General features: G+C 66.8%; 22 protein-coding genes. 18 read left to right on the top strand and 4 right to left on the bottom strand.

The genetic code is table 11. From position 1 onward, the window contains the following. The first annotated feature begins 1 nt into the window (after position 1). Genes recO through WDO72_01610 form a run of 7 tightly spaced genes read left to right on the top strand, consistent with a single transcriptional unit; the run spans position 2 to position 5,973 of the window. The gene (gene recO / locus WDO72_01640; GenBank protein MEJ0084358.1) at positions 2 to 700 is read left to right on the top strand and encodes a DNA repair protein RecO; all 699 of its coding nucleotides are present in this window, start codon (positions 2 to 4) and stop codon (positions 698 to 700) included. Next, positions 697 to 1,428: a pyridoxine 5'-phosphate synthase gene (gene pdxJ, locus WDO72_01635; GenBank protein ID MEJ0084357.1), complete on the top strand. Its 732-nt coding sequence runs from the start codon at positions 697 to 699 to the stop codon at positions 1,426 to 1,428. The genes recO and pdxJ overlap by 4 nt, the downstream gene beginning before the upstream one ends. Next, positions 1,425 to 1,859 carry a holo-ACP synthase gene (gene acpS, locus WDO72_01630; protein ID MEJ0084356.1) on the top strand — a complete coding sequence of 145 codons (435 nt, stop codon included), beginning with the start codon at positions 1,425 to 1,427 and terminating at the stop codon, positions 1,857 to 1,859. Before pdxJ ends, acpS begins: the two co-directional genes overlap by 4 nt. Beyond that, the gene (locus WDO72_01625; GenBank protein MEJ0084355.1) at positions 1,856 to 2,629 is read left to right on the top strand and encodes a 3'-5' exonuclease; all 774 of its coding nucleotides are present in this window, start codon (positions 1,856 to 1,858) and stop codon (positions 2,627 to 2,629) included. The genes acpS and WDO72_01625 overlap by 4 nt, the downstream gene beginning before the upstream one ends. Continuing rightward, the gene (gene rlmD, locus WDO72_01620) at positions 2,626 to 3,969 is read left to right on the top strand and encodes a 23S rRNA (uracil(1939)-C(5))-methyltransferase RlmD (GenBank protein ID MEJ0084354.1); all 1,344 of its coding nucleotides are present in this window, start codon (positions 2,626 to 2,628) and stop codon (positions 3,967 to 3,969) included. Before WDO72_01625 ends, rlmD begins: the two co-directional genes overlap by 4 nt. A gap of 28 nt (positions 3,970 to 3,997) precedes the next feature. Then, positions 3,998 to 5,050: a beta-N-acetylhexosaminidase gene (gene nagZ, locus WDO72_01615; GenBank protein ID MEJ0084353.1), complete on the top strand. Its 1,053-nt coding sequence runs from the start codon at positions 3,998 to 4,000 to the stop codon at positions 5,048 to 5,050. After that, the gene (locus tag WDO72_01610; protein MEJ0084352.1) at positions 5,047 to 5,973 is read left to right on the top strand and encodes a diguanylate cyclase; all 927 of its coding nucleotides are present in this window, start codon (positions 5,047 to 5,049) and stop codon (positions 5,971 to 5,973) included. The genes nagZ and WDO72_01610 overlap by 4 nt, the downstream gene beginning before the upstream one ends. Positions 5,974 to 6,011: 38 nt before the next feature. On the opposite strand, the gene WDO72_01605 is transcribed toward WDO72_01610, so the two are convergent. The 3 genes from WDO72_01605 to WDO72_01595 form a co-directional block, all read right to left on the bottom strand. Continuing rightward, positions 6,012 to 6,644, bottom strand: a complete 633-nt coding sequence (locus WDO72_01605; protein ID MEJ0084351.1) for a CsiV family protein — start codon at positions 6,642 to 6,644, stop codon at positions 6,012 to 6,014. 29 nt (positions 6,645 to 6,673) lie between these two features. Beyond that, the gene (mfd, locus tag WDO72_01600; GenBank protein ID MEJ0084350.1) at positions 6,674 to 10,183 is read right to left on the bottom strand and encodes a transcription-repair coupling factor; all 3,510 of its coding nucleotides are present in this window, start codon (positions 10,181 to 10,183) and stop codon (positions 6,674 to 6,676) included. Between the two features lie 73 nt (positions 10,184 to 10,256). Next, a complete protein-coding gene (locus WDO72_01595) occupies positions 10,257 to 10,568 on the bottom strand; it encodes a hypothetical protein (protein ID MEJ0084349.1) in 312 nt (103 codons plus the stop codon). 145 nt (positions 10,569 to 10,713) lie between these two features. On the opposite strand from WDO72_01595, the gene WDO72_01590 reads away from it, so the two are divergent. The 3 genes from WDO72_01590 to lolD are packed head-to-tail and all read left to right on the top strand — an operon-like array spanning position 10,714 to position 13,896. Next, positions 10,714 to 11,964, top strand: coding sequence for a lipoprotein-releasing ABC transporter permease subunit (locus WDO72_01590; protein ID MEJ0084348.1), 1,251 nt, complete (start codon positions 10,714 to 10,716; stop codon positions 11,962 to 11,964). Further along, entirely contained in the window at positions 11,961 to 13,220 is a 1,260-nt protein-coding gene (locus WDO72_01585) for a lipoprotein-releasing ABC transporter permease subunit (protein ID MEJ0084347.1), read from the top strand. The genes WDO72_01590 and WDO72_01585 overlap by 4 nt, the downstream gene beginning before the upstream one ends. Next, positions 13,213 to 13,896 (top strand): lipoprotein-releasing ABC transporter ATP-binding protein LolD, encoded by a 684-nt coding sequence (gene lolD / locus WDO72_01580; protein MEJ0084346.1) that lies wholly within the window; start codon positions 13,213 to 13,215, stop codon positions 13,894 to 13,896. Before WDO72_01585 ends, lolD begins: the two co-directional genes overlap by 8 nt. Here lolD and WDO72_01575 read toward each other — a convergent pair whose 3' ends face one another. Further along, positions 13,897 to 14,415 carry a DUF2062 domain-containing protein gene (locus WDO72_01575; protein MEJ0084345.1) on the bottom strand — a complete coding sequence of 173 codons (519 nt, stop codon included), beginning with the start codon at positions 14,413 to 14,415 and terminating at the stop codon, positions 13,897 to 13,899. 33 nt (positions 14,416 to 14,448) lie between these two features. On the opposite strand from WDO72_01575, the gene WDO72_01570 reads away from it, so the two are divergent. From WDO72_01570 to WDO72_01535, 8 genes are read left to right on the top strand one after another with little or no spacing between them, the layout of a single operon-like run. Next, a complete protein-coding gene (locus tag WDO72_01570; GenBank protein ID MEJ0084344.1) occupies positions 14,449 to 16,761 on the top strand; it encodes a DNA internalization-related competence protein ComEC/Rec2 in 2,313 nt (770 codons plus the stop codon). 9 nt (positions 16,762 to 16,770) lie between these two features. Then, positions 16,771 to 17,409 carry a MotA/TolQ/ExbB proton channel family protein gene (locus tag WDO72_01565; GenBank protein MEJ0084343.1) on the top strand — a complete coding sequence of 213 codons (639 nt, stop codon included), beginning with the start codon at positions 16,771 to 16,773 and terminating at the stop codon, positions 17,407 to 17,409. Continuing rightward, positions 17,406 to 17,837: a biopolymer transporter ExbD gene (locus WDO72_01560; protein MEJ0084342.1), complete on the top strand. Its 432-nt coding sequence runs from the start codon at positions 17,406 to 17,408 to the stop codon at positions 17,835 to 17,837. The genes WDO72_01565 and WDO72_01560 overlap by 4 nt, the downstream gene beginning before the upstream one ends. Further along, a complete protein-coding gene (gene msbA, locus WDO72_01555) occupies positions 17,834 to 19,621 on the top strand; it encodes a lipid A export permease/ATP-binding protein MsbA (GenBank protein ID MEJ0084341.1) in 1,788 nt (595 codons plus the stop codon). Before WDO72_01560 ends, msbA begins: the two co-directional genes overlap by 4 nt. Further along, on the top strand, positions 19,578 to 20,663 hold the full coding sequence (gene lpxK / locus WDO72_01550; protein MEJ0084340.1) for a tetraacyldisaccharide 4'-kinase: 1,086 nt from the start codon (positions 19,578 to 19,580) through the stop codon (positions 20,661 to 20,663). Before msbA ends, lpxK begins: the two co-directional genes overlap by 44 nt. Positions 20,664 to 20,666: 3 nt before the next feature. Then, positions 20,667 to 20,858, top strand: coding sequence for a Trm112 family protein (locus WDO72_01545; GenBank protein MEJ0084339.1), 192 nt, complete (start codon positions 20,667 to 20,669; stop codon positions 20,856 to 20,858). Further along, positions 20,855 to 21,601 (top strand): 3-deoxy-manno-octulosonate cytidylyltransferase, encoded by a 747-nt coding sequence (gene kdsB / locus WDO72_01540; GenBank protein MEJ0084338.1) that lies wholly within the window; start codon positions 20,855 to 20,857, stop codon positions 21,599 to 21,601. The genes WDO72_01545 and kdsB overlap by 4 nt, the downstream gene beginning before the upstream one ends. Then, the gene (locus tag WDO72_01535; GenBank protein ID MEJ0084337.1) at positions 21,598 to 22,422 is read left to right on the top strand and encodes an MOSC N-terminal beta barrel domain-containing protein; all 825 of its coding nucleotides are present in this window, start codon (positions 21,598 to 21,600) and stop codon (positions 22,420 to 22,422) included. Before kdsB ends, WDO72_01535 begins: the two co-directional genes overlap by 4 nt. The last annotated feature ends 5 nt before the right edge of the window (positions 22,423 to 22,427 follow it).

Genomic DNA, 22,427 nt, shown 5'->3' with positions numbered 1-22,427 from the left:
CGTGCAGGCGCGCGAACGCATCACCCTCGAGCCGGCCTACGTCCTGCACGGCCGTGCCTATCGCGACACCAGCCGCATCCTCGACGTGTTCAGCGAGCGTCACGGCCGCATCACCTTGTTTGCGCGCGGGGCCCGCGGGCCGAAGTCGAAGCTGGCGTCGCTGCTGATGCCATTTCGCCCGTTGCTGCTGTCCTGGTCGGGTCGCGGCGATGCGGCGCAGATGACCGCGGCGGAACCCGGCGGCGAAGCGTTGCCCTTGCCGGCGCGGCTCGTCATGAGCGGGTTCTATCTGAACGAGCTCGTCATTCAACTCACTACGCGCCACGATCCGCAGCCGCAGTTGTTCGCGGACTATGCCGAGGCGTTGCGCCGGCTGTGTGTGGACGACAAGGCTGAGCCTGGCCTGCGCGTCTTCGAGAAGCGCCTGCTTGCTTCCATTGGCTACGGTCTGGAATTCACAATCGAGCCGGCCAGCTACTACAAGTTTCACGTGGGCGAGGGCCTCTCCGAGGTGCGCGACACGCCCGGAGCCTACCCGGGACGCTGCCTCAAGGCACTGCAGGAAGAAGCGCTCGATGACGGCGAGTCGCTCGACGTGGCGCGCCGCGTGCTGCGCCAGGCGCTCGATCATTGTCTGGAAGGCCGCGAGCTGCGCACGCGCACGGTGGCGCGTTCGATGGCGCGGCGAGGTGTGTCATGAGCCGCATCATCGAACTCGGAATCAACATCGACCACGTGGCGACGGTGCGCCAGGCGCGCCGCGTCGCATATCCGGATCCGGTGCACGCTGCATTGCTGGCCGAACGGGCCGGCGCCGACAACATCACGCTGCACCTGCGCGAGGACCGGCGCCACATCCAGGACCGCGACGTGTTCGCGCTGCGGCCGCTCATGCAGACGCGCATGAATCTCGAGATGGGGCTCACCGACGAGATGGTCGATATCGCCCTCAAGGTTCATCCGCAGGATTGCTGCCTCGTGCCCGAGAAGCGCGAGGAGATCACCACCGAAGGCGGACTCGATGTTGCCGCCGATATCGAGCGCGTGGCCGCGGGCGTGCGCAAACTCGCGGCCGCCGGCATTCGCGTGGCATTGTTCATCGCACCGGACCTGGCGCAGATCGAGGCCGCCAAACGCAGCGGCGCTGCCGTGATCGAACTGCACACCGGCACCTATGCCGAAGCGTCCGGAGCGGCGCAGGCGCGCGAGCTCGAACGCCTGTCGACGGCCGCGAAGCGTGCCGCGAATCTCGGGCTCGAAGTGCATGCGGGCCATGGCCTCACGTATAACAACGTGACGCCGGTGGCGGCCATCGGCGAGATCGTCGAACTCAACATCGGTCACTGCATCATCGCGCGCGCCATCTTCTCGGGCCTCGAGGCCGCGGTGCGCGACATGAAAACCCTCATGGCCGAGGCGCGGCGATGATCTTCGGCATCGGCGTCGACGTGCTCGAGGCGGCGCGCGTCAAGCGGCTGTACGACAAATATGGTGACCACTTCGTGCGGCGGCTGCTGATGCCGGGCGAACTGGCACAGCTCGGCAAAACCAAGCGAAAGGAACGTTTCCTCGCGATGCGATTCGCGGCCAAGGAGGCCATCGTCAAGGCCATGGGGACGGGTTTCGCGCACGGCATCTGGATTCGCGATGTGGGCGTCGTGCAGAACGCCTGGGGCCGGCCCGAGGTCGTGTATTCGCCGCGCGGCGAGAAGGTACGGCGCAAGCTCAAGATCGGCAATGGGTTCGTCACGCTGACGGATGAAGCCGGGCTCATTGTCGCGGTGGCCGTGCTCGAAACCGCCGACAAGGCCAAACCCACACGCAAGCGCAAGGCGAAGCGCGCGCGGAGCAAGAAATGAACACGCTGGTGTTCGACATCGAAACCGTTCCGGACGTCGAGTTCGGCCGCAAGCTGTTCGGTCTCGAAGGACTGTCGGACGACGAAGTCGGCAAGGCCATGCAGGCCAAGGCGCGGCAGGATTCCGGCAGCGATTTCCTGCCGCACGATCAGCATCGCATCGTCGCGATCTCGTGCGCGTTCCGCTCGCGCGACGGATTCCGTGTCTGGAGCCTGGGGGACGAGAGCGCGACCGAGCGCGAGCTCGTGGTGCGCTTCTTCGACGGCATCGAAAAATTCACGCCCGAGCTCGTCAGCTGGAACGGCGGCGGCTTCGACCTGCCGGTGCTGCATTACCGCGCGCTGCGATTCAAGGTGCAGGCGCCGCGGTACTGGGAAACCGGCGACGAAGACAATACGTTTCGCTACAACAACTACCTGGGGCGTTTTCACTGGCGCCACATCGACGTGATGGATGTGTTGTCGGGTTACCAGGCGCGGGCGCGTGCCTCGTTGTCGGATGCGGCCATGTTGCTGGGTTATCCGGGCAAGCTCGGCTTCGACGGTTCGCAGGTATGGGACGCATACCAGCGCGGAGAGCTGCCGCGCATCCGGCATTACTGCGAAACGGACGTCATCAACACCTGGCTGGTCTTCGTGCGCTTCCAGCACATGCGCGGGCGCCTGAGCGATGCGGGCCTCGAAGAGGAGCTCGCGCGGACGCGCGCCTGGCTCACGGAGGCCAAACAACCTCATTTCGACGAGTTCCTGGCGGCGTGGGCGCCCGAGTGAATTCGCGTCCGGCCCGCGTGGTGAATGCCGCGCTCGAAACCGGCCTGGTCACCGATCTCACGCACGAAGGCGAAGGCGTGGTGCGCGGCGGCGAGGCGAGCGGCAAAACGGTTTTCATCGCGGGCGCATTGCCCGGCGAGCGTGTGAGCTTCCGGCGCCGCGGCTTCCACAAGAGCCACGACGAGGCCGAGCTCATCGAAGTGCTGGAAGCTTCGAAGGATCGTGTCACGCCGCGCTGCGCGCACTTCGGTGTCTGCGGGGGCTGCGCGCTGCAACACCTCGCGCCGGAGGCGCAGCTGGTCGCCAAGCAGAAGGAACTCGCCGAAAATCTCGCGCGCATCGGCAATGTGACGCCCGCCGAATGGCTGCCGCCGTTGTTAGGCCCGCATTGGAACTACCGGCGCCGCGCGCGCCTGTCGTCGCGTTACGTGACGAAGAAAGACAGGAGCCTGGTCGGGTTCCGCGAGAAGCAGGGCAAGTACGTCGCCGACGTGCAACGCTGCGAGGTGCTGGCCGAACCGGTCGGCCCGCTGGTCGGGGCGCTCGGCGAGCTGCTGACCGGCCTGCAGCGCCGCGCCAGCATCCCGCAGATCGAAGTCGCATTGTCCGACGGTGAGCGCGTGCTGGTCGTGCGCGTGCTCGAGCCGCTGCCCGAGCCCGACCTGGCGAAACTGCGCGAGTTCGAGGCCGCGCAAGGCCTGCGCATCCTGCTGCAACCCGGTGGCCTGAGCACGATCCACCCGCTCACCGAAGGGCCGCTCGATCTGCACTACCGGCTCGACGCCTTCGACCTGCGCCTGGAATTCGGGCCCAGCGATTTCATCCAGGTCAACGCGGCCATCAACAATTCCATGGTAGCCCGCGCCATCGAACTACTGGCGGTCGGCCCCGCCGACCGGGTGCTCGACCTGTACTGCGGCCTGGGCAATTTCACGCTGCCCCTGGCGCGCCGCGCAGCCTCGGTAGTTGGTGTGGAAGGTGACGCAGGTCTCATCGAAAGGGCCCGCGCCAATGCCCGGCTCAACGGCATTTCCAACGCCACCTTCCATGTCGGGGATCTGTCGGTGGCTCCTGAAAGGACCATCCCCTGGATGCGCGGAGGGTACGACCTCGTGCTGTTAGACCCGCCGCGGGTCGGCGCCCGTGAGGTTTTGAGCGCCGTGGCACATCTCGCCCCGCGCTCCGTGGTGTATATCTCCTGTCACACGGGGTCTTTGGCGCGTGACCTGGGTGTACTGACCCAGGAACACGGCTTCCGGCTGCGCGCCGCCGGTGTACTTGATATGTTTCCGCACACGACACACGTGGAGTCCGTGGCGTTGCTCGACCGGGCATCGTAGAGGGGGCTCCTGAGACAGGAATGATCCTTTGACCCTGGGCCCACTGATGGTCGACGTGGCAGGTCTCGAGCTGACGCCCGAGGACCGCGAGGTGCTGCGCCATCCACTCGTCGGCTCCGTCATCCTCTTTACCCGCAACTACGCGAGCTCCGAACAACTTGCGCGGCTCGTGGCCGACATCCACGCCGTCCGGACGCCCGCGCTCATCGTCGGCGTCGACCAGGAAGGTGGGCGGGTGCAACGCTTCCGTCCCGGCTTCTCGGCGCTGCCGCCATTGCGGCGCATCGGCCACGAATTCGATCTCGATCCCAAACATGGTCTGACCCTCGCGCGCTCCATGGGCTGGCTCATGGCCGCGGAAGTCCGGGCGCATGGCGTGGATCTTTCGTTTGCCCCGTGCGTCGATCTCGACTACGGCGTCAGCGAAGTGATCGGCGATCGCGCCTTTCATTCCAGACCCGAGGCGGTGGCGCAGCTGGCGCTCGCCTACATGTCCGGCATGAAGGATGCCGGCATGGCGGCGACCGCCAAACATTTTCCCGGTCATGGCGCGGTGGTCGCGGATTCGCACCAGTCGCTGCCGGTAGACAGGCGCGGCTGGCTGGCCCTGGCCGACGACGTCCTGCCATACCGCCGCCTGATCGCCAACGGCCTGCCGGGCGTCATGGTTGCGCATATCATGTTTCCCGCCGAGGACGCCGCGCCCGCGAGCCTGTCGCGCCGCTGGATCCAGAACGCGCTGCGTGAAGAGCTGCGCTTCGAGGGCGCGGTGTTCACCGACGATCTTTCGATGGGCGGAGCCGCGGAGTTCGGCGACATCGTGGTTCGCGCGCGCGCCGCGCTCGATGCCGGCTGCGACGTGTTGCCGGTGTGCAACGACCGGGCCTCGGTCGCCAAACTACTGGACGAGCTCGATTTCGAGATCCAGCCGAGCTCGCACCTGCGCCTGGTGCGCATGCGCGGCAAGGCCGCCCCGGGTCCCCGCGAGTTGTATGCCGGCGAATCCTGGCGCGCGAGCCGCGAATTGCTGGCGCGCTCTGCCGCGCCCCCGGCTCTCAAGCTGACGGCGGGCAGCGCATGAACGCGTTCCAGAACGATTTCCTGCGTGGCGCGCTCGATGTCTCGCCGGAAGGCGTGGTCGTGTGTGATGCCACCGGCGATCGCAACGTCGTGTACGTGAACAGCGCCTTCTGCCGCTTGACCGGTTACGAGCCCGCCGACCTGCTCGGCAAGAACCTGCGCATGTTGCAGGGCGCGGATCGCGATCAGCCCGAGCTCGAGGCGCTGCGCGAGTCATTGCGCCACACCGAGCCGGCGCGCGCCTTGCTGCGTAACCTGCGCAAGGACGGCACGGTGTTCGTCAACGACATGCAGATCTTCCCGCTCAAGAATGCCGAAGGGCAGGTCACGCATTTTGTCGGTTATCACCGCGAGGGCGGCGCCCGCTCGCGTACCAGCGAATCGGGCATCCGCGGGCTGCCGAACTGGGTGCGTGAGGACCGGCTGACCGGTCTCGCGTCGCGTTACTACTTCGAAGACGTGCTCAAGCGCGATTTCGCGCTCGCGCAGCGGGACAAGACCGAGATCGCGCTGCTGCTGTTCGACATCGATCAGTTAGGGCCTTACAACGAGATCTTCGACCGCACCGGCGGCGACGCCATGGTCAAACGCGTCGCGCGCGCGATTGCCGGCGCCTTCCGGCGCGGCACCGACATCGTCGGCCGCTGGGAAGGCGCGAGCGTCATCGTGCTGATGCACGGCACGCAGGCCGATCACGTGATCCAGCACGCCACCACGGTGGCGCACCGCATCCGCGAGCAGCAGATTCACCACCCGCGATCGATTCAGAAATACGTCACGGTGAGCGGCGGCGTCGCGATCCACACCGCGCGCCCGAACGACACGGCGGACGGTTTCCTGAAGGCGGTCGAAGCCGCGGTGGCCCGGGCGAAGGAGCAGGGCCGCAATCGCATCATCGTCGCGGAAGAGGCGGATTTCGTCTGAGTGAGCAGGGCGCGCGCCGCGCGCTCCCGTTTCCTTCCCTATCTTCCACCGGTCGACGCATTCCCTGGCGTCACCAGCGCGATCACGCCGTAGGCCGGGTGGTCGTAATAACTCAACGTCCGGAATCGAACCCGGTGCGACTCGGTCAGGTTGAATACCGTGCCGGGCGCAGCCGCGAGCGCGGCGGGCGGATTCGAGGTCTGGTAGTTGAGAGACATGCCGAGGTGCAGGTATGTGCCGCGTTCCAGATAGATGATTCCGGACAGCCCGGGAACCTGGCCCGCCAGCTTGGCGACCGTGAAGCCGGCGCGCGAGCCCCAGGTGCTCGCGGTCTGCTGCCAGGCGAAATGCGCGATGGGCTGATAGTTAGACGTGTTCTGCAGCTTCGCGGCGAGGTCGTTGAGCTGGAACTGCGAGGCGGGAATCGACTGCACGAACCGTCCGGTGACCACCGGCTGTTCGGGGGATTCCGGGCCGCGCGCAATACTTTTCGCGCTCCAGTCCTCGGGACCTCCGGAGCCGCTCATGTTGCGGAACACGACCAGCTCAATGGTATAGACGGTGGGCGCCGCGGCGCCCTGTGCCTGCGCGTGAGGAGCGGGTACACCCGCACCGAGCGCGGCGAGCACGATGACGGCGAAGGCGATGCGCAGGCGGCCGGTAGTTGGCATGGGCCGAAAGTATAACGGGTCGTTCATCGTTACCTGGACTTGGGCGGTTTGGGTTTCGACGCAGACGGACTGGCGCCCGCGGGAGGCGCCCTGAGGTCCGCCAGGAACTTCTCGGCAAACTCGAAGCGTTCGCCACCTTCGTCGGTTTCACGCGATATGCGCAGCTTGAGCGCGCCGTCGAGGCGGTAATCACGGTCGGGGTGTTGCACCAGCCGTATGACCGCCCGCGGGTCGACCTGGTTCTGTTCTTCGAACAATGCGTAGCCACCCTCCGGCCCCAGATCGAGTCGGCGGATTCCGAGGGCGCGAGCCGTCAATTTGAGTCTTGCGACGCGCAGCAGCGCCGTGGCAGGCGGCGGCAGCGGACCAAAACGATCGACGATCTCCTCGGTCAGGCCGTCGATGGCGGCGTTGTCGGGGGCCGCCGCGAGCCGCTTGTACAGCGCCAGGCGCACCGGCACCTCGGCCACGTAGCTTTCGGGCAGCAGGGCGGGCAGGCGCAGCTCGACCTCGGCAGTCGCGGCCAGCGGGCGGTCGAGCACCGGCTCGCGCCCTTCCTTCAATGCCTTGACCGCCTGCTCGAGCATGTCGAGATACATCGTGAGGCCGATCTCGGTGAGCTCGCCACTCTGCGATTCGCCCAGCAATTCGCCCGCGCCGCGGATCTCGAGGTCGTGGGTCGCCAGCGTGAAGCCGGCGCCCAGGTCCTCGAGGGATTCGATCGCCTCGAGCCGTTTCACCGCGTCGAGCGACAGGGCCTTGCGGTTCGGTGTCAATAGATAGGCGTAGGCGCGGTGATGCGAACGGCCGACCCGGCCGCGCAGCTGGTGCAGCTGCGCGAGGCCGAGTTTGTCGGCCCGGTCGATCATGATGGTGTTGGCGGTGGGTACGTCGATGCCGCTTTCGATGATCGTGGTGCACACCAGCATGTTGAAACGCCGGTGGTAGAAATCGACCATCAGCTGCTCGAGGTCGCGCTCGCGCATCTGCCCGTGGCCGACCCGCACCTGCGCCTCGGGGATGAGCGTCGCGAGTTCCTGCGCGGTCTTGTCGATGGTCTCGACCACGTTGTGGACGAAGTACACCTGGCCGCCGCGGCGGAATTCGCGCAACGCGGCCTCGCGCAGCGTCGGCGCATGCCACTCGGTGACGAAGGTCTTGATCGCCAGGCGCTCGGCCGGCGGCGTGGTGATCAGCGACAGGTCCCGCAGGCCGCCGAGCGCCATGTTCAAGGTGCGCGGGATCGGGGTCGCGGTCAGCGTCAGGACGTGCACCTCGGCGCGCAGCGTCTTGAGCTTCTCCTTGTCGCGCACGCCGAAACGGTGCTCCTCGTCGACGATGATCAATCCGAGATCCTTGAAGCGTACGTTCGCGTGCAGCAGCTTTTGCGTGGCGATCACGATATCGACGGTGCCTTTCTCGATTCCCTCGAGCACCGTGTTCGACTCCTTGGAACTGCGGAAGCGCGACAGCGACTCGATGCGTACCGGCCAGTCCGCGAAGCGGTCGCGGAAGTTGTTGGTGTGCTGTTCGGCGAGCAGGGTGGTGGGCACCAGCACCGCGACCTGTTTGCCAGCCTGCGCGGCGACGAAGGCCGCGCGCATCGCGACCTCGGTCTTGCCGAAGCCCACGTCGCCGCAGACCACGCGGTCCATGGGTTTCTCGCTGGCGAGATCCTGCAGCACCTGACGGATCGCCTCGGCCTGGTCGTCGGTCTCCTCGAACGGAAAACTGTTCGCGAACGCCTGGTATTCGAGTTCCTTCGACGGCAATGCCGGGCCGCGCTTCGCCTGGCGCTGCGCGTAGAGATCGAGCAGCTCCGCGGCCACGTCACGGATCTTGTCGGCGGCGCGTTTGCGCGCCCGCGCCCATTGATCGGTGCCGAGCTTGTGCAGCGGCGCGCTTTCGGGCGCGGCGCCCGAGTAGCGCGACACGAGATGCAGCTGCTGGACGGGCACGTACAGCTTGTCGCCGCCGGCGTATTCGAGCACGACGAACTCTCCGTCCTGCCCGGCGACCTGCATGATCTGCAGACCGAGGTAGCGGCCCACTCCATACTCTTCGTGCACCACCGGCGACCCGGGTCCGAGCGCGGTGAGGTCGCGCAGGATGGCCTGCGGATCGGAGGCTACGCGCCGCCGCCGCCGTTCCTGCCGCGTGCGCTGGCCGAACAGCTGCGCCTCGCCCAATACCGCGATCGGCGGCGTGATGACATTGAGCCCGGCCATCTCGGGCGCAATGCCGATGGCGAAACGCGCGTCGCTGTCGACGAACTCGTGCCAGCCCGCGACGGTCTTCGGCTTGAGCGAATGGACGCGCAGCATCTCGAGCAGCACCTCGCGGCGGCCGGCGGAATCGGCGGCCAGCAATACGCGGCCCGGGTAGGTGGCGAGGAAGTTTTCGAGCGGCGCCAGCGGCCGCTCCGCGCGCAGGTCCACGCGCCATTCCTGCGGCGCGGCGGTCGGGAAATTGTGGCCGCTGCCGCCTCGAGGCGCGAGCTCGTTTTCAACCTTGAAGCTCTCGTAGTCGAGGCGCGTGAAGGTGTCGAGCCGGGCCTGCAGCTCGGCCGGCGATAGATAGAGTTCTTCGGGCGCGAGTACCGGCCGTTCGATGTCGTGGCGGCGTTCTTCGTATCGTTCGGTTATCTCCCGGGCCGCCTGTTCGACCGCGCCCGGCAGATCCGCCCCGGCGCATACCACGGTGTCCGACGGTAGATAGTCGATCAACGTGTCGGTGGAATCGAAGAACAGCGGCAGGTAGAACTCGATGCCGGGTGGCGCGATGCCGTCGCTGACGCCGCGGTAGATCACGCTTTTGGTCGGGTCACCCTCGAAGCGCGTGCGGTAGCGGCGGCGGAAGGCGCGTACCGAATCCGTGTCGAGCGGCATCTCGCGGCCCGGCAGCAGCCGCACCTGCTTGAGCGTCGCGCCCGAGCGTTGCGTCTCCGGATCGAATTCGCGGATCGCATCGATCTCGTTGTCGAACAGGTCCACGCGCAGCGGAGTGTCCGCGCCCATCGGGAACACATCGAACAGCGAACCGCGCAGCGCGAACTCGCCCGGTGCGGTGACCTGTGCCACCGACGCGTAACCGCTTTCGACCAGGCGCGCGCGCAGCGGCTCGATGGGCAGCCGGTCCCCGACGGCCACGTTGAACGTGCGGCCATCGACGTAGCCGCGCGGCGCGAGCCGCTGGCCGATGGTGTCGGCGGCGGCCAGCAGCACCGCGGATTTGACGCGCGGCAGTTCCGCGAGCGCGGCCAGCCGTTCCGAGACGATGTCGGGGTGCGGCGAGAAGACGTCGTAGGGCAGCACTTCCCAATCGGGCAACACGTGGATGGGCCGCGAGCCGCCGAGGAAGAACGCGAGTTCCGCGCGCAGCTGGTCGAGTTCACGCGCGTCACGCGCGATGACGAGGTAGGGCCGGGTATCGGATTCCACCGCTTCGGCCAGCGCGAGGCTGCGCGCCGAGCCGTACAGCTGGTGCCAGCGTTGGCGCGTGTGGGGCGCGGGAAGCGGTGGGTGAAGAAGGGTCGGCATCGCGGGAGCGCGGCAGCTTACCCGATGCGCGAAACAGAATCCGGGCGGCAAAACCGCCTCGGAGTTCGAGCCTCTAGCCGCCGACGGCAACCGTGTGGATGACCTTGTCGTTCTCGAACACGACCACGAAGTTCGGATAGAACCACTTGGTGATCGGCGGCGTCTTGCCCGAGCTGCCCACGGGGCTGCTCTTGTTGGACGGAGCGCCGAACTTCTGTTCGACCACCGCCATGGTGAGGCCACGCTGCGGGGTTTCGACACCCGGCGGCTTGATGGCCAGCTGGCCGTCGACTTCCAGAGTTTCAGCGAACGCAGGCGCGGCCAGGCCCATTCCCATGGACAAGGCCAGCGCAGCCACAGACATCTTCATCGTGCGAGCAAGCATGTCGTTCTCTCCTACGGCCGGCGACTCGACCGTCGCGGCAATATACGCCCCGCTGTGGCAAAGTCAGCCGCTGTCGCCACGCACCGACTCCGTCTAACAGCACTTTTGTGAACCCAGTCAGGTTTTTGCGCCAGAATTCGCACCCGTGCTGAATTCCCTGCCCTTATTCGTCGGCCTGCGTTACGTGCGGGCCCGCTCTCACAAGTTCTTCGTCTCCTTCATCACCTGGGTCTCGCTGCTGTGCGTGTGCCTGGGCGTCATGGCCCTGATCGTGGTCCTGTCGGTCATGAACGGGCTCGAGGGCGAGCTGCGCACACGGCTGTTGTCGTTGTCTTCGCACGCGCGGATTTACCTGCCCGCGGATTCGCAGGCCACCGTGGACTGGAGCTCGCTGGCCAGACAAGTCCGCGCCACGCCCCACGTCGCAGGCGCCGCGCCGTTCATCGAGATCGAGGCACTGGCGGTGCGCAAGCCCGAGATGCTGCCGGTGCGGCTGCGCGGCATCGACCCGGCGCACGAAGGGGAGGTCGAACGCGTCACCCGCACCATCGTCGAAGGCCGGCTCCAGGACCTCACGCCGGGTAGCGACCGGATCATCGTCGGCCACGCGATCGCGCAGCTGATGGGCCTTGGCCTCGGCGACGCGCTCACGCTGTTGGTACCCAGCACCGATGCGGATGGCGCCCCGCAACCGCGCCTGCGCGAATTCATCGTCGCCGGCGTGTTCGACGCGGAGGTGCAGGACTACGACGGCTCCTTGCTGATCGCCGCGCTCGAGGACGTGCGGGCCTTGCTGCCCGACCCCGATGCGCGCATGTCGCTGCACGTCAATTTCACCGACGCGCTCGCGGCACCGCAGTTCGCCGCCGCGCTTGCGAAACAGCTTCCGGCCGGCGTGTCGATCCAGGACTGGACGGTGGAGCACGCCAGCTACTTCCGCGCGATCCGCATCGAGAAGACCATGGTCGCGATCATCCTCATGCTGATCGTGGCGGTGGCGGCGTTTTATCTGGTCGCGATGCTCGCGATGGTCGTGACCGACAAACGCACGGACATCGCGATCCTGCGTACGCTCGGCACTTCGCCGCGGCGCGTGATGGCGGTGTTCCTCATCCAGGGTAGCGTCATCGCCTGGCTGGGCGTCGCGTCGGGCGTCTTCTTCGGTGTCTGGATCGGCCAGTACGCGGGCTCGGTCGCCGCCTTTCTCGAACGGCTGTTCCGTTTCGAGATCTTCAATTCCGACGTGTACGTCATCACGCGGTTGCCCTCGGAGGTGCGCATCGAGCAGGTGTTGTGGATCGCCGGCATCGCGATGCTGATCACGCTGCTGGCCACTATCTACCCGGCGTTCCGTGCATCGCGCATCCCGCCGGCCGACGCCCTGAGATACGAATGACGGGCCTGCGTTACGAATGGCTGATCGGCGTGCGGTACCTGCGCTCCACGCATCGCAGCGGCTTCGTGTCGTTCGTGGCGGCGATGTCGGTGACGGGGCTCGCGCTCGGCGTCGCCGTGCTGATCGTGACCCTGTCGGTGCTGAACGGCTTCGAGACCGAACTGCGCAGCCGCATGTTGTCGGTGACCTCGCACGCCACCATCACCGGCATCGACGGCGTCATCCCGCAGTGGCACGCGGCGCAAACTACCGCGGCTTCCGAGCCGGGCGTGAAGGCCGTGGTGCCGTTCATCGAATCGCGCGGCCTGCTGGCCAATGGCCAGCGCGTCACCGGCACGCTGGTGCGCGGCATCCTGCCCGAAGAGGAAAGCCGCGCGGTCGGGCTCGGGTCGCGGCTCAAGTCCGGGTCGTTGAACGATCTGCAGCCGGGAAAATACCGGATCATTCTCGGTTCGGCGCTGGCCGCCGAGCTTGGTGTCGGTGTCGGCCAGAGCGTGGTGTTGATGACGCCCGAAGGTACCGCGACTCCCGCCGGGTTCGCGCCGCGCATGCGTCGTTTCACGGTCGCGGGCGTGTTCGAATCCGGCATGTACGAGTTCGATCGGGGCCTTGCGCTCACGCACATGAGCGATGCCGCGAAGCTGTATCGCATGGGAGACAACGTCACCGGCCTGCGGCTGGCGCTGGACGATCCATTCCTCGCGCCGAACATCGTGGTTACGGTGGCGCATGCCATCGACGTGGGGGGTGCCGGTTTCTACGTCAGCGACTGGACGCGCGATCACGCGATGTTCTTCCGCAGCGTCGAGCTCACCAAATCGATGATGTTCTTCATCCTGCTGCTGCTGGTGTTCGTCGCGGCCATCAACCTGGTGGCGACGCTGGTGATGATCGTGAAGGAGAAGCAGACCGACATCGCGATCCTGCGCACCATCGGCGCGGCCCCCGGCAACGTGCTCGAGATGTTCCTCGTGCAGGGCGCCCTGATCGGCCTGTGCGGCACGGCCGCCGGTGTCGCGCTCGGCTGGGTGCTGTCAATCTACTTTCCCGGCATCGTGCACGGCATCGAAACCGCCGTCGGCACGAAATTCCTCGACGCGAGCGTGTATTTCATGAGCGACCTGCCGAGCGAGGTGCGTTTCGGCGACGTGTTGCAGGTCGCCGGCGTGACGCTGCTGCTGTCCGCGCTCGCGACTATCTACCCGGCATGGCGTGCGTCGCGCACCTTGCCGGCGGAGGCCTTACGACATGACTGAGCTGGTGCTCGAAGCGATCGGGGTGAAACGCGCGTTCCGCCAGGGACCGATCGACCTCGAGGTATTGCAGGGCGTGAACTTCGCGGTTAAACCCGCCGAACGCATCGCCATTATCGGCGCCTCCGGTTCGGGCAAGACCACCTTGTTGCAGATCCTCGGCGGGCTCGACAAACCCACCGCGGGCATCGTGCGGATCGCCGGCAACGACATCCATTCGCTGGCCGAAAAACCGCGCGGCGAACTGCGCAATCGCACGCTCGGGTTCATCTACCAGTTCCATCACCTGTTACCGGAGTTCTCCGCGCTCGAGAACGTCGCCATGCCGCTGCTGGTGCGGCGCGAGCCGAAGGCGGAAGCCGAAAAACGCGCGCGCGCGATTCTCGAACGCGTGGGCCTTGGGCAGCGCCTGGTGCACCGCCCGCAGGAATTGTCGGGTGGCGAACGCCAACGCGCGGCGGTGGCGCGCGCGCTGGTGACCGGCCCACGCATCGTGCTGGCCGACGAACCCACGGGCAACCTCGACGGCAACAACGCCGAGAGCGTGTTCGAGCTCATGCTCGAGCTCAATCGCGAGCTCGGCACCAGCCTCATCGTGGTGACGCACGACCGGCGCCTCGCGGCACGCATGGACCGCGTGCTCGAGCTCGAGCACGGAAATCTGCTCGAAAAGACCTGATTACCGGCTGGCTGCACCGGCGCGCTCGCGGTATCTCTTGCGTACGTTGTAACGCCACAGGACGTCGAGCAGTGCGTAGCTGATCAACCCCACCAGCGCTCCGGTGATTCCGCAGCCCACGAGAAACGGTTTCCACATGGGGCCGAGCCCGTGCTGCACCCAGTCCCAGCTCATGTGGAACTTGAAGCTTCGCTCGTGCGCGCCGGTGACGAGCACCCCGATCTTGTACGCGAGCAGATAGGCCGGAACGATGGTCAGAGGATTCACCGCCACCAGCGCCAGCATGATGGTCGGAATATTGATGCGGCAGAAGATTGCCACCATCGCCGCGACCGGAATGTGAATGGGCAGCGGGATGAAGCAGATCGCAAGCCCCGCGCCGAAGGCCGGTGTCACGGTACGCCGCTGCAGCGACCACAGCCGCGGGTCGCCGAAGAAACGGCCGAATGGTTTCAACGCCCAGTGCGTGCGCAGCGTTTCGCTGCGCGGCGTGATCTTGCGGAAGAACCCCCGTGGCATCGGCGCGCACTCTAGCACCCATGCCCGCGGCCCGTGACCGGCGCGTTTGCCTTGCTGCTCGGCGTGCTGGCGGGCCTCGGCGCGGCCGATTTGCCCGGCACCGCGTGGATGGCATGTGCGGCGTTGGCGATCGTCATCACCGTCACGACTTCACTGCGTCACTGCGAGTGCGGACGTTTGCTGACCTGCGTGCTCGCGGGCCTGTGGCTGGCATCTTCTTCGGCATCCCGCTGGCTCGATCTGCGCGTGCTGCCAGCGGGCGCCGATACGCGCGTCCTGCTCGAAGGCGTGGTGGTCAGCGTGCCGGAACGCGAAGGCACGGAGCTGCGGTTCGATGCGCAGGTCACCATCCGTGCGGGCGCCGCGGCGGACACGCGGGTCCGGCATGCGCGGCTCAGTTGGCGCGACGCGCCTCATATTCCTCGCGTCGGAGAGCGCTGGCGCTGGGTGGTGCGGCTGTCCGCGCCCGAGCCGACACGGAATTTCGTGGGCGCGGACCTGGCGCGGATCGCGTTTCGCGATCGCGTGCATCTGACCGGCCGCGTATTGCCTGCCGCGCTCAATGAACGGCTCCTGCTCGCCCACACGTCGATCGACGGTGCGCGCGCCCGCATCGCGGCCCGCATCTCGGACAGCGTCGGCGATCCGGATGCCGCCGCGCTGCTGACCGCTCTGGCCGTCGGCCTGACCGCGGGCATGAGCCTGGATCAGTGGCGCGTCTTCAACGCCACTGGCACGACGCACCTGGTTGCGATATCGGGCTTGCACGTCACGTTGTTTGCGCTGCTGGCCTTCTGCGGCGCGCGCTGGACGTGGCGCTGGCTGCCGTTCGCCACGCGCATCGAACGCGAGCCGTTCGCGCTGCTCTCGGGCTTGGCCGCCGCCGGACTGTATTCCCTGCTGGCCGGGTTCTCGGTGCCTACCCAGCGCACCTGGTTGATGCTGGCGGTGTTTTCGCTCGCGCGGCTCGGCGCGCGGCATTTGAGCGCGGCGCGCGGCTGGTCGCTGGCGCTGATCGCGGTGCTGCTGTTCGATCCGTTTGCACCACTCGCGGCGGGCTTCTGGCTGTCGTTCGTGGCGGTCGGGGTCATCCTGTTGGTCGAGACTTCGAGTCTGGTGCCGGCGCGGCGTGGCTTCGGACTTCTGCGTTTGCAGCTGGCCGTCATGGTGGCGCTGGCGCCGCTGACATTCGCGGTCTTCGACGGGGTTTCACTGGCGGGCCTGTGGGTGAACCTGCTGGCCATTCCGATCATGTCGTTCGTGCTCGTGCCGCTGGTGTTGCTGGGCGGGTTGGCGGCACTGCTGTGGCCGGCCCTTTGCGCGCCGATCTTCGGCATCGCGGCCGCACTGTACGAATGGCTGTGGCCGGGACTGGTCTGGGCCGCGGAGGCGGATCTGGCGCGCTGGCAGATGACGCCACCGCTGTGGTGGTTCGCGTTTGCGCTCGCGTGCGGGTGGCTGCTGCTGTGCCGCTGGCCCTGGCCGTTGCGCACGACCGGGTGCGTGATGGCGTTGCCGCTGCTGTTCGCTGCGTCCCGCATGCCGGAAGCGGGCACGGCGCAGGTGTCGGTGTTCGATACGCGCGGTACCGCGATCCTCATCGCGACGCGCGATCACGTGTTGCTGTTCGACACCGGCGATGGCTGGAATACCCACGGCTCACCCGCGCGGCAACTCGTCCTGCCGGCGCTGGCGGCACTCGGCCGCGAGCGCATCGATCTGCTGATCCTGCCGGCGCTCAACGCGGATCGCGCGCAGGGCGCGGCGTTGTTAGCCGACCAACGCGGACTGGCGCACATCGTCGTGGGCGGTGGGTGGCCGGCGACGTCATTGCCGGCTTCGCGCTGCCGCGATTCGCGCTTCACCTGGGACGGTGTGAACTTCGAGACCTGGGTGGGCGGAGGCGGCTCGCGTTACTGCGTCCTGCGTGTGTCGGTAGACGGGCACGGCGTGGTGCTGGCCGGAGATATGGACGCGGCGGCCGAGCGCGGTCTGTTGCGGCGCCTGCCCGCGGGTTCTCTGGCGAGCGAGGCGGCAGTGCTCGGCCGGCAGGCCAGTTCACTCGCATCGAGCGCCGAGTGGATAGAAGCGGTCGCGCCGGGATGGGCGATCGCGACTGGCGGAGCGGCCGAGACCGGCACGCGCATCCGGACGCTCGCGCGCTGGCGCGAGTCCGGCGCCCAGGTACTCGACACGCGCCGTGATGGCGCAGTAGAGCTCGATTTGGGGACGAAGGGCACGACGCTGCGGCGGATCGCGCGCAGTGCGCGTTACCCATTTCACTGGCGGCGTAGCGAGACGGCAGCCGACGCGCAAAGTAACGGCCAGCGCCGCGCTCCGGTATGATCCCCCGCCATGTGGGAACTCGTTCGGGCCGGCGGCCCATTCATGTGGCCGATCATCATCTGCTCGATCGCGGCCGTGGGCATCCTGCTCGAACGGCTGTGGACCCTGCAGCGCAAACGCGTGCTCCCGCAGGAGCTCATCAAGAAGGTTTCCGACCTCGCCGAGAAGAACCAGGTGACCCCGAAGGTCATCGAGGCGCTCGAGAAGAACTCGCCGCTCGGCCGGGTGCTGGCGGCGGCGCTGGCCAATAGACACCGCGGCCGCGACATCATGATGGAGCGCGTGCAGGACACGGGCCGTCACGTCGTCCACGAGCTCGAACGGTTCCTCAATTCGCTCGGCACCATCGCCAGCATCTCACCCTTGTTAGGCCTGCTGGGCACCGTCTCCGGCATCATCGCGGCGTTCAACGCGGTCATGCTGGGCGGCATGGGCGACCCGAGCAAGCTTGCCGGTGGCATCTCCCAGGCTTTGATCACGACTGCGGCGGGACTGTCGGTCGCCATTCCGTCGCTGATCGCGTACCGCTACCTGCGCGGCAAGGTCGAGCGCATCGTGGTCGACATGGAGAAGATCGCCGTCACGTTCGCCGATTCGCTGGGCGCCGAAGGGACGGCTGACGAAGCCGGGGAAGCGCGCAACGCATGAAGCTGCAGACTCGCCGGCCGAAGGAAGATCCCGAGATCAACCTGATCTCGCTGATCGACATCGCGCTGCTGCTGGTGATCTTCTTCATGTTGTCCTCGACGTTCGCGCAGGAAAGCCGCATCAAGATCGAGCTGCCGCAGGCCAGCCTTGCGCCCACCGGCAAGCAGAAGAGCGACCCGATCGTGGTCACCGTCACCCAATCCGGCAGTTATCGCGTCAACGACCGCGAGCTGATCAATTCCAGCACCGACACGCTGCGCGCCGCCATCATGGAAATCTCGGGTGCCGATCGCAGCAAGCCCGTCACGGTGCGTGCCGATGCGCGCTCGACGCACCAGTCGGTGGTGACCGCGATGGATGTGCTCGGCAAGCTCGGCTTCGTGCGCATCAACATCGCGACGGTCGAAGACTCCAAACCCGCGAAATGAACGCCACCGCGGGCGCAGCCTCACAGCCCGAAGTCATCGCAAACCCGGCGAAGGTCTATCGGCGCCTGCTGGGCTACGCCAAGCCGCATCGCGGCATGTTCATGATCGGCGTGCTCGGCATGGCGCTGTTCGCCGCCACCGACGGCGCCTTCGCGTTCTTCGTGCAGAAATTCATCCGCGGCATGGACGAGGCGCAGCTCACCTCGCTCAAGAGCACACCGGAAATCCTCTGGCTCATTCCGATCGGCGCGCCGATCCTGTTCCTGCTGCGCGGCATCGGCGACTACATGTCCAACTACTTTCCCGGCTATGTCGGGCGGCAGGTCATCAAGGGCATTCGCGGCGATCTGTTCCGCCAGTACCTGCACCTGCCAGCGAGTTACTACGACCGCGTGTCGGGTGGCATGTTGCTGTCGCGGCTCACGTTCAACATCGAGCAGGTGGCCGAGGCCACGACCAAGTCCATCACTTCGCTGATCCGCGATTCGTTGACTATTGTTGTCCTGATCGGCTCGATGTTCTATTTCAGCTGGCGGCTCGCCACTTTCGTGTTCCTGATCGCGCCGCCGCTGTCGTGGCTGGTGCGCAAGGTGTCGAGCTCGTTCCGGCGCTACAGCGCGCGCATCCAGGCGTCGATGGGCGATGTCACGCGCGTGGTGAAGGAAGCGCTCGACGGCCAGCGCGTCATCAAAGTGTTCAACGCGCAGCAGCAGGAAGCCGCGGACTTCGAGAAGGTCAACGAACACAATCGCCGCAGCAACATGAAGCTGATCGCGGCACGCGCGACCAGCAACCCGCTGGTGCAGTTCATCGCCTCGCTCGCGCTCGGTGGCATCCTGTGGGTGGCGTTGCATCAGATCGTGGCCGGCAACCTTTCGATGGCGACCTTCATGGGTTTTCTCACCGCGATGCTCATGACCACCGCGCCGCTCAAACGGCTCATGGATTCCTTCGTGCCGCTGCAGCAGGGTGTGGCTGCCGGCGCCAGCGTGTTCGAAGTGCTCGATTCACCCGCCGAGGACATGGCCAGCGGCCGGGCGCTCGGCCGCGTCGCCGGCGCCATCGAATTCCGCGACGTGAGCTTCGAATACTCGACCGAAAAAGGCGGCGTGTTGCACGGGCTTTCGTTGCAGGTTCCCGCCGGCAAGAACATCGCCATTGTTGGGCGTTCGGGAAGCGGCAAGTCGACGCTCGTGGGTCTCGTGCCGCGCATCTACGACGTCACCGCGGGGCAGGTGCTCATCGACGGCGTCGACGTGCGCGACTGCAACCTGCGCGACCTGCGCGCGAATGTCGCGCTGGTCAGCCAGGACGTGCTGCTGTTCAACGATTCCATCCGCAACAACATCGCCTTCGGTGTCGACGCGCCGGATCCGGCGGCGGTCGAAGCGGCCGCGCGCGCCGCCTACGTGGATGAGTTTGCCCGGGAGCTGCCGCAGGGTCTCGACACGCCGGTGGGCGACCGCGGTGCCTTGCTGTCGGGCGGCCAGCGGCAGCGCATCGCGATCGCACGCGCGCTGCTCAAGGACGCGCCGATCCTGATCCTCGATGAGGCGATGTCGGCGCTCGACAATGAATCCGAGCGGCGTATCCAGCAGGCGCTGGTCGAGCTGATGCGCAATCGCACCACGCTCGTGATCGCGCACCGGCTCACTACCATCGAACACGCCGACGAGATCATCGTGATGGAAGAGGGACGCATCATCGAACGTGGCACACACGCCGAACTCGTGGCGCGTAATGGCGCGTACGCCAGTCTCAAGGGTGTGGAGATCCGCAATTAGCGGCACCCCCGCATTGCGCTCGCGCGTCGAGCGCATGTGGTACGGGCCGGCCGGGCCGCTGTGGCTTGTGCCGCTTTCCTTTCTATATGGTTCGGTAATGGCGCTGCGCAGTCTGCTGTACCGGCTGGGCCTGCGGCATCGTGTGAAGGTCGGCGTGCCGGTCATCGTGGTCGGCAACCTCACCGTCGGTGGCACCGGCAAGACGCCGCTGGTGGCGTGGCTGTCCAACAAACTCTCCGCCGTGGGATTACGCGTGGCCATCGTCTCGCGCGGTTATGGCGGCCGCGCGCGCGGCGTCACGCGGGTCACGGTACACAGCAGGGCCTCCGAGGTGGGCGATGAGCCCTTGATGCTGGCGCGCCGTGCACAGGCCACGGTGTTCGTGGGTCGCGATCGGGTTGCTGCGGCGAAGCAGGCGGTGGCCGATGGCCACGACATCGTGATCTGCGACGATGGGCTGCAACACCTGGCGCTGGTGCGCCACTGCGAGATGGTCGTGATCGACGGGCAGCGCGGCTTCGGCAACGGCTGCCTGCTGCCGCGCGGGCCGCTGCGCGAGAGCCCGCGCCGGCTGCGGCGCGTGAACGCGGTCATCGTGAACGGCGCGGCCAGCGCGCCAAATTTCAATCTGCCGCGCATCGTGACGCGGACGCACTTCGCGATGCACATGCGTCCGGGCGATGCGCGCCCGGTGCGTGGCAGCGGCTCGTTGCGCTCGCTCTCGAGCTTTCGCGGAACGTCGGTGCGCGCGGTGGCGGCCATCGGCAATCCGCAGCGTTTCTTCGATACGTTGCGCGAGGCGGGGCTCACATTGTACGAACATCCGTTGCCGGACCACCATCCATTCAAGCCGGGCGATCTCGATTTCGGCGATGATCTGCCCATCCTCATGACCGAGAAAGATGCCGTAAAATGCGCCGCGTTCGCGGATGAGCGCTGCTGGTACGTGCCGGTCACCGCCGAATTCGCCGAGAGCGAGGCGGAGCAATTGGTGGAGCTGGTGCTGGCGCGCGCCGCGTCGTTCAAGACCCAGGTGCAATGACACATGGATGACCGGTTGTTAGACATCCTCGCGTGCCCGGTGTGCAAGGGGCCGCTCAAGTTCCAGCGCGCCGCGCAGGTGCTGGTGTGCCGCGCCGAACGGCTGGCGTTCCCGCTCAAGGAAGGCGTGCCCATGATGCTCGAGGAAGACGCGCGTCAACTGGCGCCCGACGATCCGCTGCTGGTGCGTGAATGAGTTTTCGCGTCGTCATCCCCGCGCGTTTCGATTCGTCGCGGCTGCCGGGCAAGGTGCTGCTGCCGCTGGCCGGCAAACCCATGCTGCAGTGGGTGCACGAGCGGGCGCGCAGCGCGCGTGCCGACGAGGTGCTGGTCGCCACCGATGACGAGCGCGTCGCGAACGCCGCGCGCGGTTTCGGCGCCGAGGTCGTGATGACGGCGCGCACACACTTGTCGGGCAGCGATCGGATCGCGGAAGTCGCGGCCGCGCGCGGCTGGATCGATACGGACATCGTCGTCAACGTGCAGGGCGACGAGCCGCTGATTCCGCCCGCGGTCATTGACCAGGTGGCGCAGTTGTTGGCCGCGAACCCGCGCGCCGACATCGCCACGCTGGCTTCGAAGATCGACACGGGCGCCGACTTCAACGACCCCAACAACGTAAAGGTGGCCTGCGATGCCACCGGCCGTGCGCTGTACTTTTCACGCGCCGCAATCCCGTGGAATCGCGATGCGGCCACCACGCTGACCCACGCGAGCCTGCGGCACATCGGCATCTACGCCTATCGTGTGTCCGCGTTGCGGCGCCTCGCGGCGCTGCCGCCGGGCCGGCTCGAGCAGATCGAGAAGCTCGAGCAACTACGCGCGCTCGAGAACGGCATGGAGATCCGCGTCGCGCTCGCGGTCGAGCGGCCGCTGGCCGATGTGAACACCGCGGCCGATCTCGAACGCGCCGAGCGTGCGCTCAACGTCCGGCCGTGAGCATCACGTATGCCGCGATCTCGGCGCTGCACGTTTATCCCGTCAAATCCTGCCGCGGCATTCCGCTCGATGCCGCGCGCCTGACACCCACCGGTTTCGCCGACGACCGGCACTGGATGCTGGTGCGGCCCAGCGGCCGGTTCGTGACGCAGCGTGAGTTGCCGCGCATGGCGTTGATCGCGACCGCGCTGTGCGAGCGGGCGCTGCTGCTCGAAGCGCGCGGCATGGAGCGGCTCGTCGTGTCGCGCGAGCAGAGCGGCGAATCGATTGCGGTGACGGTGTGGGGATTCGCAGGAAGAGGCATCGATTGCGGCGAACAGGCTGCGCACTGGTGCACGAGTTTTCTCGGTACGCCGCTGCGGCTCGTGCGGTTCGACCCCGGCGCGCCGCGCGAATGCAGCGCGGAGTGGACGGGCGAGGTACGCGCGGTCACCGAATTCGCGGATGGATTTCCGATCCTGGTGATTTCCCGGGCGTCGCTGACCGAGCTCAATTCGCGCCTGGACGTTGACCTGCCCATGGAGCGCTTCCGGCCGAATGTAGTGCTCGAAGGCGTCGAAGCTTACGACGAAGACCGCATCCACGAACTACGCGCGGACGGCATCGCGGTTCGCATGGTGAAGCCGTGCACGCGCTGCGCAATCACCACCACCGAACAATCCACCGGCGAACGCGATGGCGTCGAGCCGCTCGCGACCCTCAAGAGTTATAGGTTCGATGCGGGACTACGCGGCGTGATGTTCGGGCAGAACGCGATCATCGTGCGCGGCACGGGCGCCACGCTTGCTGTGGGGCAGAAGCTAGAGGTGGTCTGGAAGTAGTGGTG

Source organism: Pseudomonadota bacterium, from assembly GCA_037200975.1.
Classification (GTDB): Bacteria; Pseudomonadota; Gammaproteobacteria; order Steroidobacterales; family Steroidobacteraceae; genus CADEED01.
Note: the sequence above shows the minus strand (reverse complement) of the source record. Positions and strands in the feature narration are given on the sequence as shown.

Coding starts and splice junctions, on each gene's coding strand:
- WDO72_01610 (MEJ0084352.1), top strand. CDS start 5,047: ATGAACGCGTTCCAGAACGATTTCCTGCGTGGCGCGCTCGATGTCTCG.
- pdxJ (MEJ0084357.1), top strand. CDS start 697: ATGAGCCGCATCATCGAACTCGGAATCAACATCGACCACGTGGCGACG.
- WDO72_01545 (MEJ0084339.1), top strand. CDS start 20,667: ATGGATGACCGGTTGTTAGACATCCTCGCGTGCCCGGTGTGCAAGGGG.
- acpS (MEJ0084356.1), top strand. CDS start 1,425: ATGATCTTCGGCATCGGCGTCGACGTGCTCGAGGCGGCGCGCGTCAAG.
- mfd (MEJ0084350.1), bottom strand. CDS start 10,183: ATGCCGACCCTTCTTCACCCACCGCTTCCCGCGCCCCACACGCGCCAA.
- WDO72_01560 (MEJ0084342.1), top strand. CDS start 17,406: ATGAAGCTGCAGACTCGCCGGCCGAAGGAAGATCCCGAGATCAACCTG.
- WDO72_01585 (MEJ0084347.1), top strand. CDS start 11,961: ATGACGGGCCTGCGTTACGAATGGCTGATCGGCGTGCGGTACCTGCGC.
- lolD (MEJ0084346.1), top strand. CDS start 13,213: ATGACTGAGCTGGTGCTCGAAGCGATCGGGGTGAAACGCGCGTTCCGC.
- WDO72_01595 (MEJ0084349.1), bottom strand. CDS start 10,568: ATGCTTGCTCGCACGATGAAGATGTCTGTGGCTGCGCTGGCCTTGTCC.
- WDO72_01575 (MEJ0084345.1), bottom strand. CDS start 14,415: ATGCCACGGGGGTTCTTCCGCAAGATCACGCCGCGCAGCGAAACGCTG.
- WDO72_01605 (MEJ0084351.1), bottom strand. CDS start 6,644: ATGCCAACTACCGGCCGCCTGCGCATCGCCTTCGCCGTCATCGTGCTC.
- kdsB (MEJ0084338.1), top strand. CDS start 20,855: ATGAGTTTTCGCGTCGTCATCCCCGCGCGTTTCGATTCGTCGCGGCTG.
- WDO72_01565 (MEJ0084343.1), top strand. CDS start 16,771: ATGTGGGAACTCGTTCGGGCCGGCGGCCCATTCATGTGGCCGATCATC.
- WDO72_01625 (MEJ0084355.1), top strand. CDS start 1,856: ATGAACACGCTGGTGTTCGACATCGAAACCGTTCCGGACGTCGAGTTC.
- msbA (MEJ0084341.1), top strand. CDS start 17,834: ATGAACGCCACCGCGGGCGCAGCCTCACAGCCCGAAGTCATCGCAAAC.
- lpxK (MEJ0084340.1), top strand. CDS start 19,578: ATGGCGCGTACGCCAGTCTCAAGGGTGTGGAGATCCGCAATTAGCGGC.